The sequence below is a fragment of the Billgrantia kenyensis genome (assembly GCF_013697085.1).
In the GTDB taxonomy this organism is placed as follows: Bacteria; Pseudomonadota; Gammaproteobacteria; order Pseudomonadales; family Halomonadaceae; genus Halomonas; species Halomonas kenyensis.
Genome location: NZ_JACEFT010000003.1, coordinates 118474 through 132267, shown reverse-complemented (window position 1 = coordinate 132267; position 13794 = coordinate 118474). Strand labels below are relative to the sequence as shown.

Sequence of the window (13794 nt, the reverse complement as noted above, 5' to 3'; positions counted from 1 at the left end):
CTGCGGGCAGACCGACGATTATAGGGAAGGCCCCGGCCGGCCTCAAACTCCAGTGCGGCAAGGTATCAGCCGGCCACGTCGAGGACTTCGATCAGTCGCTCGCGCAGGCGCTGCTGGCGCTCGGGGTCGGTCAGCGGTGCGCCGGCCTTGTCGGTGATGAAGAAGACGTCCTCCACCCGCTCGCCCAGGGTGGCGATCTTGGCGGCCGAGAGCGAGATGTCCTGCTCCATGAAGATGCGGCCAACCCGGGCCAGCAGGCCGGGGCGGTCGGGGGCGGTCAGCTCCAGCAGGGTGCGCTCGTTGGCCGGGTCCTGTTCGATCAGCACTTCGGTCGGCACCTTGAAGTGGCGCAGCTGGCGCGGCGTATGCCGGGTGACGATCTGCGGGTAGTCGTCGGGGTCGTCGAGCTCCTCCACCAGGTGGGAGCGAATCTCCTCGATGCGCGCAGCGTCGCGAATCGGCCGCCCCAGGTCGTCGAGCACGATGAAGGTATTGAGCGTCCAGTCGTTGCTCGAGGTGGCGATGCGGGCGTCGTGGATCGACAGGCCGAGCTGCTCCATGGCGGCGGCGGTGGCGGCGAACAGATCGTCCACCGAACGGGTATGGATGAACACCTTGGTGCCGCCGTCGGACATGTCGTCGGTAGGGGCGCTGATCAGGATCAGCGGCAGCTGCGAGCCGCCGTGGTCGAGAATCCCCAGGGTCTGCCAGACGATCTCGCTGGGTGCGTACTGCAGGAAGTACTCCTCGCCGAGCTGCTCCCACAGGCGCTCGACCCGCTCCAGATCGGCGCCTACCGTAGCGAGCAGTGAACGCGCCTCGTTGCGGGTCTCGCTGACCCAGGTTTCACGATCCAGCGGGTTGTCCAGGCCGCGGCGCAGGGCGCGCTTGGTCTCGGCGTGCAGCTGGCGCAGCAGCGAGGCGCGCCAGCCGTTCCACAGCGTCGGGTTGGTGGCGTTGATGTCGGCCACGGTCAGCACGTAGAGGTAGTCCAGTCGGATTTCGTCACCCACCTGGGCGGCAAATTCGCGGATTACGTCGGGGTCGGTGATGTCGCGCTTCTGGGCCACCATCGACATCACCAGGTGATTTTCCACCAGCCAGCTGACCAGGCGGGTGTCGCGGCTGGAGAGACCGTGGCGCTCGGCGAAGCGCTCCACGTCGCGGGCACCGAGGACCGAGTGATCGCCGCCGCGACCCTTGCCGATGTCGTGGTAAAGCCCGGCAATCCACAGCAGCTCCAGCTTGGGCAGTTGGGGCATCAGCGCCGCCGCTACCGGGAACTCCTCGCGCGCCTCGGGCTTGCGGAACTGGTGGATGAACTTGAGCAGGCGCAGGGTGTGGGCATCCACGGTGTAGATGTGGAACAGATCGTGCTGCATCAGGCCGACGGCCTGGCCGAACTCCGGCAGGTATTTGCCAAGAACGCCGTAGCGATTCATGCGCCGAAGCTGGCGTGCCACGTTGCCACCCGAGCGCAGCAGCGACATGAACAGGTGCTGGTGCTGTACGTCGTCGCGATACAGGTCGTCGATCAGGTGACGGTTGTCACGGATCAGTCGAATGGTGTCGGCACGCACCCCCTCGATCTCGGGGTGTTCCGCCATCAGCAGGAACAGCTCGAGCAGTGCATAGGGGTGATCGCGGAACACCGACCGGGTGCGGGCCTTGATATAGCCCCCCTCGATCACGAAGCGCTCGTTGAGGTCGGTCGTCTCCAGTCGCTCGCCGCCGCGCAGGATGGCCTCGTCGAAGTGCTGCAGCAGCATGTCGTTGAGTCCGGCCAGGGCGGTGACATGCCGGTAGTAGCGCTTCATGAACTGCTCGACGGCCAGGCGCTCGGGGGTGTCGCGAAAGCCGAACAGTTCGGCGATGGTGCGCTGGTGGTCGAACAGCAGGCGATCCTCGGCGCGGCCGGTGAGCATGTGCAGCGCATAGCGCACCTGCCACAGGAAGGCCTGGCCCTGGCTCAGGATGCGCAGCTCGGCGTCGTTCATGAAACCGTTCGCCACCAGGTCCTCGTAGCGCTGGCTGCCGAAGTGGCGCTTGGCCACCCAGCCGATCATCTGGATGTCGCGCAGCCCGCCCGGCGAACTCTTGATGTTGGGCTCGAGATGATACTCGGAGTTGTTGAAGCGATGGTGCCTGGCGATCTGCTCCTGCCACTTGGCCTCGAAGAAGCGGTCGGCGGGCCACATGCTTGCAGGGGCGATGCGGGCCTTCATCGCCTCGCGCAGCGACTCGGGGCCGGCCAGGATACGCGACTCCATCAGGTTGGTGATGATGGTGATGTCGCCTGCGGCCTCGCGCTCGCAGTCGGCCAGCGAGCGAACGCTGTGGCCGATCTCCAGGCCGATGTCCCACAGCAGGGTGATGAAAGCGGTCAGCGCCTCGCGGTAGGGCGTGTCATCGTCCTGCTCCAGCAGCAGCATCAGGTCGACGTCGGAGTGCGGGTGCAGCTCGCCGCGGCCATAACCGCCCACCGCCAGCAGCGCCACGCCGTCGTCGGGCCAGTCATGCAGCGCCCACGCCACGCTCAGCAGCTGGTCGAGGCACCAGGCCCTGCCGTGGATGAGGTCGCGAATGTCGGCCCCGGCGTGGAAGCGCTCGTCGAGCCGCTGCTGAATCTCGCGCAGCGCTGCCTTGAAGGGGGCGATGGGCGAGCGGGTGCCGGCCATTTCGCGCCGGAAGGTGTCGGCGTCGAACAGCGTCTCATCGGGCGCGAAGCGATAGTGATGCAGCAGCATGGCGTCTCGACTCAGTGGTCGAGGAAGGAGAGGTCTTCCTCGTGGCGCGCCGTGAGTACCTCGACGCCGGTGTCGGTGACCAGCAGCGTGTGTTCCCACTGCGCCGAAAGGCTCTTGTCGCGGGTCACCGCGGTCCAGCCGTCGCGCAGCACCTTGGTCTGGTGCCCGCCCACGTTGATCATCGGCTCGATGGTGAAGCACATGCCGGCAGCCAGAATGGCGTCGGCCTCGGGCGCGTAGCCGTCATAATGCAGCACCTGGGGGTCTTCGTGGAAGGTGGCGCCGATGCCGTGGCCGCAGAAGTCGCGCACCACCGAGTAGCCGTTGGTCTCGGCGTGGCCTTGGATGGCGCGGGCAAGCTCGGAAAGGCGCGCGCCCGGACGCACCAGGGCGATGCTCTTGTAGAGGCACTCCTGGGTCACGCGGCACAGCCGTTCGCCCTGGATGTTCTCGCCCACCACGAACATCACGCTGGTGTCGCCGTGGTAGCCGTCGGCGGTCTTCACGGTGATGTCGATGTTCATGATATCGCCCTTCTTCAGCTTCTTGGCCGGGTCGGGGATGCCGTGACAGACCACGTGATTGAGCGAGGTGCAGATCGACTTGGGAAAGCCGTGATAGTCGAGCGGTGCCGGAGTGGAGCCCAGTTCGTTGACGATATAGTCATGGCACAGGCGATCCAGCTCGCCGGTGGACACTCCTGCCTTGACATGGGGTGCTATCATTTCCAACACGCTGGCGGCCTGGCGGCCGGCCTCACGCATCTTCTCGATCTCGTCGGGCGTCTTGATGGGTATGTTCATGGAGTCTCGGTTCAGAGGGGTTGCAGCGCCGGCAGCGTGGGCCAATGGCAGCAGGCGACTTCATCTCATTGGCGAACTATGGTATAAAGCCGCGCGCTTTCCTGCAATCGTCGCCGCTTGGCGGGCTGGCGAGGCAGCGCTGGCGCAGGCAGCGAACTCGATGGGGCAACCAAGTGCCTCACGGCTTCGCCGTAACAAAACAGCCTTGAAAACACACACGTACCGGCACATGGTCCCGGGTGCTGCCGCGGCTCGTCCCGGCGGTCGGATCCATGGGGTGCGTGGAGGCCTAACCCGATTTTCAGGAGTCATCCATGGCACATGTCAATATGCGTGACCTGCTCAAGGCAGGCGCACACTTCGGTCACCAGACCCGTTACTGGAACCCGAAGATGAGCAAGTTCATCTTCGGCGCGCGTAACAAGATCCACATCATCAATCTCGAGCACACCCTGCCGGCCCTCAACGAGGTGATCGACGTGGTCGAGAAGATGGCGGCGGCCAACAACAAGATCCTGTTCGTCGGCACCAAGCGCAGTGCGAGCAAGATCATCAAGGAAGAGGCCAACCGCGTTCGCATGCCCTTCGTCAACCATCGCTGGCTCGGTGGCATGCTGACCAACTACAAGACCATTCGTCAGTCGATCAAGCGCCTGCGCGACCTCGAGGCCATGCGCGAGGATGGCACCTTCGAGAAGCTGACCAAGAAGGAAGTCCTGATGGCCACGCGCGAGCAGGACAAGCTCGAGCGCTCCATCGGCGGCATCAAGGAGATGGGTGGCCTGCCCGACGCCCTGTTCGTGATCGACGTGGACCACGAGCGCATCGCCATCAATGAGGCGAACAAGCTCGGCATCCCGGTCATCGGCGTGGTGGATACCAACTCCGACCCGGACGGCGTCGACTACGTGATTCCCGGCAACGATGACTCCATCCGTGCCATCCAGATCTACGTCAAGGCGATCGCCGACGCCTGCGCGCGCGCGAAAGAAGGCCGCCCCGACGAGTTCGTCGAGGTCACCGAAGGTGAAGGCGGCGACGCGACTGCCGCTGCCGAGTAACGGCGAATCGCCCGGGCCGGCGCTGCCGGTCCGGGAGGGTGGCCGATATCAGCGGCCGCCCGCTACCGTTCCGCCGCGGCGGGGCGAGCGTTCCGGGCCTTCGGGCCCGGCGCCCTTATTCCCAGGTCGAACCTGAACGGGTTCCACTATCAAGAGGTGAATACCATGGCAGCGATCAGCGCTTCCCAGGTCAAGGAACTGCGCGAGCGTACCGGGCTCGGCATGATGGAGTGCAAGAAGGCGCTCACCGAAGCGGGTGGTGATATCGATGTCGCCATCGAGAACCTGCGCAAGAGCTCCGGGCTGAAGGCCGCCAAGAAGGCTGGCCGTACCGCCGCCGAAGGCGCCGTGGCGACCCGTGTCGCCGGGGACGGCAGCTATGGCGTGGTGGTCGAGATCAACTCCGAGACCGACTTCGTCGCGCGTGACGACAACTTCAAGGCCTTCGCCGATCAGGTCGCCGACGCCTTCTTCGCCGCCAAGAGCGAAGACGTCGCCGCGGTGATGGAGGGTGCCCTCGAGACCGCTCGCGAGCAGCTGGTGCAGAAGATCGGCGAGAACATCGGCGTGCGCCGCTGCGCCGTGGTCGAGGCGTCGGAAGGTGCGCTGGTGGGCGAGTACGTTCACGGCGGCCGTATCGGCGTGCTCACCGTGCTCAAGGACGGCAACGCCGAAGTGGCCAAGGATGTCGCCATGCACGTGGCCGCGATCAACCCGGCCGTGGCGCGTCCCGAGGACATGCCGCAGGAGCAGCTCGACAAGGAAAAGGCGATCATCCTGGCCCAGCCCGACATGGCCGGCAAGCCCGAGCAGATCGCCGAGAAGATGGTCGAAGGCCGTCTCAAGAAGTACCTGGCCGAAAACAGCCTGACCGAGCAGCCCTTCGTCAAGGACCCGAATCAGTCCGTCGCCGAGTTCGTCAAGGCTGCGGGCGGTGAAGTCATCGGCTTCACCCGCTTCGAAGTGGGCGAGGGCATCGAGAAGGAAGAGGTCGACTTCGCCAAGGAAGTGATGGAACAGGCTGGCCGCCGCTAAGGTCAGAGGTTCCAGTTCGATGAGTGGCGTGCGCGTGAGCGCACGCCTTCTCGTATCCGGCCGCCGCGTCGGACGTAGTAGAGTTGCTTCATCCCCTTGACGTCCAGGAGAGTTGCCATGCCCCCGACCGATCACGTCGATAGCTCCGCCCAGCCCCGCTCCGACAAGTCCCGCAGCGAAAAATCCAAGTACAAGCGCATCCTGCTGAAGCTCTCCGGTGAGGCCCTGATGGGCGAGCACGACTTCGGCATCGACCCGCAGGTGCTGGATCGCATGGCGCTCGAGATCGGCCAGCTGGTAGGCATTGGCGTGCAGGTGGGTATCGTGATCGGCGGCGGCAACCTGTTCCGCGGGGCGGCGCTCAACGAGGCGGGCATGGACCGGGTCACCGGTGACCACATGGGTATGCTGGCCACGGTGATGAATGCCCTGGCCATGCGCGATGCCCTGGAGCGGTCGAATATCCGCTCGCGGGTGATGTCCGCCATCCCCATGAGCGGCGTGGTGGAGCACTACGATCGCCGCACGGCGATCCGCTACCTCACCTCGGGTGACGTGGTATTGTTTTCCGCTGGCACCGGCAATCCCTTCTTCACCACCGACTCGGCGGCCTGCCTGCGCGGCATCGAGATCGACGTCGACGTGGTGGTCAAGGCCACCAAGGTTGACGGTGTCTATGACAAGGATCCGGTGAAGCACGCCGATGCGGTCAAGTACGATCATCTCAGCTACGATGATGCGCTGGACCAGAAGCTCGGCATCATGGATTTGACCGCGATTTGCCTGGTGCGGGACCATGACATGCCGGTTCGCGTCTTCAACATGAACAAGCCGGGCGCCCTGCTGAACCTGGTAGTGGGCGGCAAGGAAGGCACGCTGATAGACAGAGGTTGATACCGTGATCAATGACATCCAGAAAGATGCCGAGAGCCGCATGAAGAAGAGCCTTGATGCCCTTCATGCCAACTTCAACAAGATCCGTACCGGGCGTGCTCACTCCAGCATTCTCGATTCGGTCACCGTGGAGTACTACGGCAGCCAGGTGCCCCTCAACCAGGTCGCTTCGGTCAACGTCGAAGATGCCCGCACGCTTTCGGTAGTGCCGTGGGAGCAGAACATGGTGCCCAAGATCGAAAAGGCGATCATGACTTCGGACCTGGGCCTGAATCCTGCCAGCGCCGGCAACGTGATTCGCGTGCCCATGCCGATGCTCACCGAGGAGACGCGCAAGGGCTATATCAAGCAGGCTCGTGCCGAGGCCGAGAATGGCCGGGTGGCGGTACGCAACGTGCGCCGTGATGCCAACAACGACATCAAGGCCCTGCTCAAGGAGAAGGAGATCTCCGAAGACGAGCAGCACCGCGCCGAGGATGCGATTCAGAAGCTGACCGACAAGTACATCGCCGAGATCGACAAGCAGCTCGAAGCGAAGGAACACGACCTGATGCAGGTCTGAGCAGCGCCGGGCGGTACCTGCCTGAAGGCCCGCCCGGTCATCCCACCGCCATTGCGAGACATCATGACGTCAGCGCAGACCTCTGCATCGAACATGCCGCCGAAGCCACCGGGCGACGACCTGCCACGCCACGTGGCGGTCATCATGGATGGCAACAATCGCTGGGCGCGTGCACGTGGACTCTCCGGCATTCGGGGGCATCGGGCCGGCGTCGAGGCCGTACGTGCCGTCATCCGACGCGCCGCCGAGCGTGGCATCGAGACCCTCACCCTGTTCGCCTTTTCCAGCGAAAACTGGCGCCGCCCCGAAGCCGAGGTCAGCGCCCTGATGGAGCTGTTCCTGATCGCCCTGAAGCGTGAGGTGAGAAAGCTGCATGACAACGGCATCCGTCTTTCGGTGATCGGCGATCGCAGCGCCTTCTCCTCCTCGATCCAGAAATACATCGACAAGGCCGAGGCACTGACCCGGGACAACCGGCGCATGCACCTGGTGATCGCAGCCAACTACGGCGGTCGCTGGGACATCGCGGAGGCGGCGCGGCGCCTGGCCGAACGGGCCGTGGCCGGCGAGATCGACCCTGGCGCGATCGACGAGTACAGGCTTCAGTCCGAGCTCTGCCTTGACGATGAGCCTCCCGTGGACCTGTGCATTCGCACCAGCGGCGAGCAGCGCATCTCAAATTTCCTGCTGTGGCAGATGGCCTATGCCGAACTCTATTTCACCCCGCTGCTGTGGCCCGATTTCGATGGTGAAGCCTTCGACCTGGCGGTGGACGACTTCCGTCGGCGGCAGCGCCGCTTCGGAATGACAGACGAACAGATCGAGACGCAAGGTGCTTAGACAGCGGATCATAACGGCGGCGTGGCTTGCGCCGCTGATGCTGGCCGGCCTGTTCGGCCTTTCGGGCGGCGCCTTCGCCGCCTTTACCGGGATCATCGTGCTATTGGCTGCCTGGGAGTGGACCAACCTGTCCGGCGTTGCCGAAAGCCGCCGGCGCCTGATGCTGGTGGCCGGGCTGGGGCTGCTGATGGGCGCTTTCTGGGCGCTCGGGGCCGCGGTGGCGGCCTGGCCGCTGTGGTTGGCAGTGGGCGGCTGGGCGCTCAATGGCTACTGGGTCACCCGCTATCCGGCGCAGCGCGAACAGTGGCAATCCACGGCCGTGCGTCTGGCAATGGGGCTGTGGGTACTGCTGCCGGCCTGGGTCGGGTTCAACGTGCTGCGGGATACCGGCGGTGTCTGGCTGCTCTATGTGCTGCTGCTGGTGTGGGGGGCGGACATCGGCGCCTACTTCTGCGGCCGTGCCTGGGGCCGGCGCAAGCTGGCGCCGGCTGTCAGTCCCGGGAAATCCTGGGAAGGGGTGGCCGGCGGTGTGGGCGTGACGCTGGTGCTGGCACTGCTGTTCGCCATTTGGCAGGGCCTGGGCATGGCGGCTGGCCTGGGCCTGGTGGTTGTGACGGCCATCGTGACCCTGGTCTCGGTGCTCGGCGACCTGTTCGAGAGCATGCTCAAGCGCTTTCGCGGCATCAAGGACTCCAGCAACCTGCTTCCGGGCCACGGCGGCGTGCTCGACCGTATCGACAGCCTGACCGCAGCGGTGCCGCTGTTCGCGCTGCTCTCCCTCGGGGTCCTCTAGGATGAGCGAGCCTCTGCGGCGGCAGCGCGTCACGGTGCTGGGTGCGACCGGCTCCATCGGCACCAGTACCCTGGACGTGATCGCTCGCCATCCCGACCGCTATCAGGTGCACGCCCTGACCGCGCATTGCTCTCGAGAGGGACTGCTGACACAGTGCCTCGTGCACCACCCCAGCGTGGCGGTGCTTGCCGAAGAGCGTGATGCGGCGTGGCTGCGTGATTGCCTCTCTCATGCGGGGCTGGCCACCGAGGTGCGCGCCGGCGAAGCCGCGCTGGTCGAGGCAGCCAGCGCCGCCGAGGTCGACGTGGTGATGGCAGCTATCGTCGGCGCCGCGGGCTTGCTGCCGACGCTGGCCGCGGTGCGTGCCGGCAAGCGCGTGCTGCTGGCCAACAAGGAGGCGCTGGTAATGTCCGGCGCGCTGTTCATGGATGCCGTTGCGCGTCACGGTGCCACCTTGTTGCCGATCGATTCCGAACATAATGCCATCTACCAGTGTCTACCACCCGAGCACCGAGGCGGTTTGTCCCGTCATGGCGTGACCCAGCTGCTGCTGACCGCATCCGGCGGCCCCTTCCGCGGCTGGACGCCCGAGCGCCTGGCTACGGTGACGCCGGAGCAGGCCTGCGCCCACCCCAACTGGTCGATGGGGCGCAAGATTTCGGTGGATAGCGCGACCTTGATGAACAAGGGGCTCGAGCTGATCGAGGCGTGCTGGCTGTTCGACGCCAGGCCCGAGCAGGTGCAGGTGGTGGTGCACCCGCAGAGCGTGATTCACTCCATGGCGGCCTACAGTGACGGGTCGGTGCTGGCGCAGCTGGGGAACCCCGATATGCGCACCCCCATCGCCTACGGGTTGGCCTGGCCGGAGCGCATCGATGCCGGCGTCGAGGCGTTGGACCTGTTCCAGATCGCCCGGCTCGACTTCGAAGCACCCGACGAGTCGGCTTTTCCCTGCCTGCGCCTGGCGCGGGAGGCGATGCAGGCAGGGGGGACGGCTCCGGCGATACTCAATGGCGCCAACGAGGTGGCCGTCGAGGCTTTCCTGGCGGGCCGGCTGAGCTTTCCCGGCATTGGTGAGCTGGTAGGAGAGGTGCTCGAGAGCCTGCCCGTCGAGGTCGGTGACGACCTGGAGACGCTTCTCGCTGCCGATGCCCGTGCACGTGAGGCAGCACGCTCGCGGTTGGATAGACGTTGAGTCGGCTCTCGTGAGCCGACATGGTTGCATTTCAAGGAGACTGACTTGGGCCTGATCCAGAACGTGCTGGCCGTCATCGTGGTGCTGGGGGTGCTGATCACCTTCCACGAGTATGGTCATTACTGGGTAGCGCGCCGTTGCGGCGTGAAGGTGCTGCGCTTCTCGGTGGGCTTCGGCAAGCCGATCTGGTCCCGCGTCGATCGTCACGGGACGGAGTTCGCCGTGGCGGCGATTCCTCTCGGCGGCTACGTCAAGATGCTCGACGAGCGCGAGGCACCGGTGCCCGACGAGCAGCTCCACGAGACGTTCAATCGCAAGACAGTGTGGCAGCGTATCGCCATCGTCGCGGCCGGCCCGCTGGCCAACTTCCTGCTCGCCATCGTCGCCTACTGGGCGCTGTTCGTCGCCGGCACCACGACAGTGGCCCCGGTGGTAGGCGAGGTGGCACCCGACTCGCCGGCAGCCCGCAGCGGCCTGCAGGGCGGTCAGGAGATCGTCGCGGTACAGGGCAACCCCGTGCGTTCCTGGGACGAGATCAACCTGCGCCTGATCGCACATATAGGCCATAGCGGCGAACTGGAGCTCCTGGCGCGCGACGATGCTGCCAGCGACCCGAGCACGTACCGCTTGCCGGTACAGGACTACCTGGTGCGCCAGGATCCGCCCCAGCCGCTGCCCACGCTTGGCATCACGCCCTGGCAGCCGCGCTTCCCGGCGGTGCTGGGGCAGATCCTGCCCGGCGAGGCGGCGGCCGAGGCGGGACTCGAGGCCGGCGACCGGGTGCTGGCGGTGAACGGCACGCCCATCGATGAGTGGATGGACTTCGTCAGCGTGGTGCGCGCCAGCCCCGGCGAGACGCTGGAGCTCGAGGTAGAGCGCGACGGCGAGCGCCGTCAACTGACGCTCGCGCCGGGCTCCCGCGAGCTCGAGACGGGCGGCGCCATCGGCTACGTGGGGGCCGGTGTCGAGCCGGTGGAGTGGCCCGAGGAGTATCGCCGCGAGATTCGCTATGGGCCCGTGGCGGCCGTCGGCCAGGCCATGAGTCGTACCGGTGAAATGACGCTGCTCACCGTCGACGCCATCCGCAAGATGCTGGTGGGGCTGATTTCGCCGACCAACCTGTCCGGGCCCATCACCATCGCCCAGCTGGCGGGGGATACGGCCCGCACGGGGCTCGAGAGTTTCGTCAGTTTCCTGGCCTATCTCTCGATCAGTCTGGCAGTGTTGAATCTGCTGCCGATCCCGGTGCTCGATGGCGGGCATCTGCTTTATTATTTTGTCGAAGCGGTTCGCGGGCGACCGGTGTCCGAGCGAACCCAGGCAATAGGGCTGCGTATCGGCCTGGCATTGGTCGGCATGCTGATGTTGATGGCGCTATTTTTCGACCTGATGCGGCTCTGGTAGCGAGCGTCCCGGAAGGGGCGAAGGCGGCGAAGCTGGGCTTCGCCTTGTCAGTCACCCGCACATATGTATATGGTGCCTGTCTGGACAGGCAGGCGGATCAACGCGAGCGAAGCGACTGCATGAAAATCAAACACCTTGGATTGGCGGCACTGCTGCTGGCCAGTTCCAGTACAGTGCTGGCCCAATCTTTCGAAGTATCGGACATTCGCGTGGAAGGGCTGCAGCGGGTATCCGCCGCCTCGGTCTTCAACGCCTTCCCCATCAGCGCACGAGATCAGGTGGATGATCGTGAGCTTGCCGAGGCGGCGCAGAGCCTGTTCGCCACCGGCCTGTTCGACGACATCCAACTTGCCCGCGATGGCGACGTGCTGGTCATCCAGGTGGTCGAGCGTCCGACCATCTCGCGCTTGAACATCAGCGGCAACCGGCGGCTCTCGGAGGAGGACCTGCGCACAGGCTTGCGCGAAGGTGGTCTGGCCGAGGGCCAGGTGCTGCAGCTCTCCACTCTGGAGGACATCCAGCGCGAGCTCGAGGGCGTTTACCAGGCCCAGGGGCGCTACAGCGCCCGTATCGAGACCAACGTGCGCGAGATCGATGAGGGCCGTGTCCAGGTCGACATCGAGATCAACGAAGGCGCGGTGGCCAAGATCCGCCAGATCAACATCGTCGGAAACCGCCAGTTCGACGACGACGAGCTGCGCGATGTGTTCGAGCTCAATGACCGCCCCGGGCGTATCTTCGGCTGGTTTTCCCGCGACGAGTACTCCCGTGAGGCGCTGGCCGGCGACCTGGAGCGCCTGCGCTCCTTCTATCTCGACCGCGGCTACGTCAATTTCAACATTACCTCCACCCAGGTTTCGATCAGCCCGGACAAGTCCCAGATCTTCGTCACCATCAACGTCGATGAGGGAAGCCAGTACCGCCTGGGTGACGTCGGCTTCGTCGGCGACTTGCAAATCAGCGAGCGTGAGGCAAGAAACCTGCTGCAGCTGGATAGTGGCGAGATCTTCTCGCGCCGCGACGTCACCGCTTCCAGCGAGGCGATTCGCTCACGCCTGGGTGCCGAAGGCTTCGCCTTCGCCCGGGTCGAGGGCATCCCCGAGCCGCGTGCCGATGGCACGGTGGACCTCACCTTCAATGTCGACGCCGGTCGCAGGGCCTACGTGCGGCGCATCAGCTTCATCGGCAACACCAGCACCCAGGACGAGGTGCTGCGTCGCGAGATGATCCAGATGGAGGGCGCGCCGGCCTCGACGGATTCGATCAGCCAGTCGCGCCGGCGCCTGGAGCGCCTGGGCTTCTTCCGCCAGGTGGACGTGGAGACCCAGCCCGTGGCCGGCGAGCCGGACAAGCTGGATGTGACCTATACCGTCGAGGAGCAGCCATCCGGCTCGATCTCGGCGAGTGTCGGCTTCTCCCAGAGTGCCGGGGTGATCTACGGCGCGTCGCTGGCCCAGAACAACTTCCTGGGAACCGGCAATCGCGTCAACGTCGGAGCCCAGCGCAGCGACACCTTCACCAGCGTGAACTTCGGCTTCACCGACCCCTACTGGACGCTGGACGGTATCTCGCGCGGCTATAATCTCTTCTATCGCGAAACCGACTACGAAGATTCCGACATCTCGACCTACTCCACCGATGCCTACGGCGCGGGGATCAACTTCGGCTACCCGGTCAGCGAGCTGTCGCGACTCAATTTCGGCGCCAGCATCGAGGACCTGACTGTCAAGACCTACCGCGATACCGCTTCCGAGATCGTGCGCTACGTCGATGAGCAGGGCAGCAATGCCCAGAGTCTCAAACTCACGGCGAGCTGGACGCGCAACAATCTCAACCGCGGCATCATGCCCACCTCGGGCAACTACCAGCGCCTTGCACTGGAGACCGCGGCCCCGGGCAGCGACGCCGACTACTACAAGCTGCGTGCTCGCGCCCAGCAGCTCTTCGCCCTCAACGAGGAGGAGACTTGGGCGCTCAAGTTCGGCACCACCCTGGGCTACGCCGACAGCATCGGCAGCGACCCCTATCCGTTCTACGAGAACTTCTTCGCCGGCGGCCTCGGCTCGGTGCGGGGTTTCACCGCCAATACCCTGGGTGAGCGCACCACGCCCCGTGAGGCCGGTCGAGATCGTACCCTGGGCGGCAACGTACTGATCGAAGGCAGTGCCGAGCTGCTCTTCCCGCTGCCCTTCGTCGAAGACCAGCGCACCCTGCAGACCGGTTTCTTCCTCGACGCCGGCAACACCTTCCTGACCAACTGTTACCCGGTCATGGAAGGGGACGGTCCGTCGCGCTGCTCGTCAGGCGTCGATCTCGGCGAACTGCGCTACAGCATCGGTGTGGGGCTCTCCTGGCTGACCCCGGTGGGACCGCTGACCTTCAGCATTGCCGAGCCACTCAACGACAAGAGCGGCGACGATACCCAGTTCTTCCAGTTCTCGCTGGGCCAGACATTCTGAG

General features: G+C 65.2%; 11 protein-coding genes. 9 read left to right on the top strand and 2 right to left on the bottom strand.

The window, feature by feature from the left end; genetic code table 11:
- Positions 1–65 precede the first annotated feature (65 nt).
- Both H1D44_RS04430 and map read right to left on the bottom strand, forming a co-directional pair.
- Positions 66–2747 (bottom strand): [protein-PII] uridylyltransferase, encoded by a 2682-nt coding sequence (locus H1D44_RS04430; RefSeq protein ID WP_181513647.1) that lies wholly within the window; start codon positions 2745–2747, stop codon positions 66–68.
- Between the two features lie 11 nt (positions 2748–2758).
- On the bottom strand, positions 2759–3550 hold the full coding sequence (map, locus tag H1D44_RS04425; RefSeq protein WP_181513646.1) for a type I methionyl aminopeptidase: 792 nt from the start codon (positions 3548–3550) through the stop codon (positions 2759–2761).
- A gap of 314 nt (positions 3551–3864) precedes the next feature.
- Between map and rpsB the strand changes: the two genes are divergently transcribed.
- The 9 genes from rpsB to bamA all read left to right on the top strand — a co-directional run bounded on the left by rpsB (position 3865) and on the right by bamA (position 13793).
- A complete protein-coding gene (gene rpsB, locus H1D44_RS04420; protein ID WP_181513645.1) occupies positions 3865–4611 on the top strand; it encodes a 30S ribosomal protein S2 in 747 nt (248 codons plus the stop codon).
- Positions 4612–4776: 165 nt separating this feature from the next.
- Positions 4777–5646 carry a translation elongation factor Ts gene (gene tsf / locus H1D44_RS04415; RefSeq protein WP_181513644.1) on the top strand — a complete coding sequence of 290 codons (870 nt, stop codon included), beginning with the start codon at positions 4777–4779 and terminating at the stop codon, positions 5644–5646.
- 117 nt (positions 5647–5763) lie between these two features.
- Positions 5764–6540, top strand: coding sequence for a UMP kinase (gene pyrH / locus H1D44_RS04410; RefSeq protein ID WP_181513643.1), 777 nt, complete (start codon positions 5764–5766; stop codon positions 6538–6540).
- Between the two features lie 4 nt (positions 6541–6544).
- On the top strand, positions 6545–7102 hold the full coding sequence (gene frr / locus H1D44_RS04405; RefSeq protein ID WP_181513642.1) for a ribosome recycling factor: 558 nt from the start codon (positions 6545–6547) through the stop codon (positions 7100–7102).
- A gap of 63 nt (positions 7103–7165) precedes the next feature.
- Entirely contained in the window at positions 7166–7942 is a 777-nt protein-coding gene (gene uppS, locus H1D44_RS04400; protein WP_422671649.1) for a polyprenyl diphosphate synthase, read from the top strand.
- On the top strand, positions 7935–8735 hold the full coding sequence (locus tag H1D44_RS04395; protein ID WP_181513641.1) for a phosphatidate cytidylyltransferase: 801 nt from the start codon (positions 7935–7937) through the stop codon (positions 8733–8735). The genes uppS and H1D44_RS04395 overlap by 8 nt, the downstream gene beginning before the upstream one ends.
- A gap of 1 nt (position 8736) precedes the next feature.
- Entirely contained in the window at positions 8737–9930 is a 1194-nt protein-coding gene (ispC, locus tag H1D44_RS04390; protein WP_181513640.1) for a 1-deoxy-D-xylulose-5-phosphate reductoisomerase, read from the top strand.
- 45 nt (positions 9931–9975) lie between these two features.
- Positions 9976–11334, top strand: coding sequence for a sigma E protease regulator RseP (gene rseP, locus H1D44_RS04385; protein WP_181513639.1), 1359 nt, complete (start codon positions 9976–9978; stop codon positions 11332–11334).
- Positions 11335–11453: 119 nt separating this feature from the next.
- Complete coding sequence (gene bamA / locus H1D44_RS04380) at positions 11454–13793, top strand: outer membrane protein assembly factor BamA (RefSeq protein ID WP_181513638.1); 2340 nt, start codon at positions 11454–11456, stop codon at positions 13791–13793.
- The last annotated feature ends 1 nt before the right edge of the window (position 13794 follow it).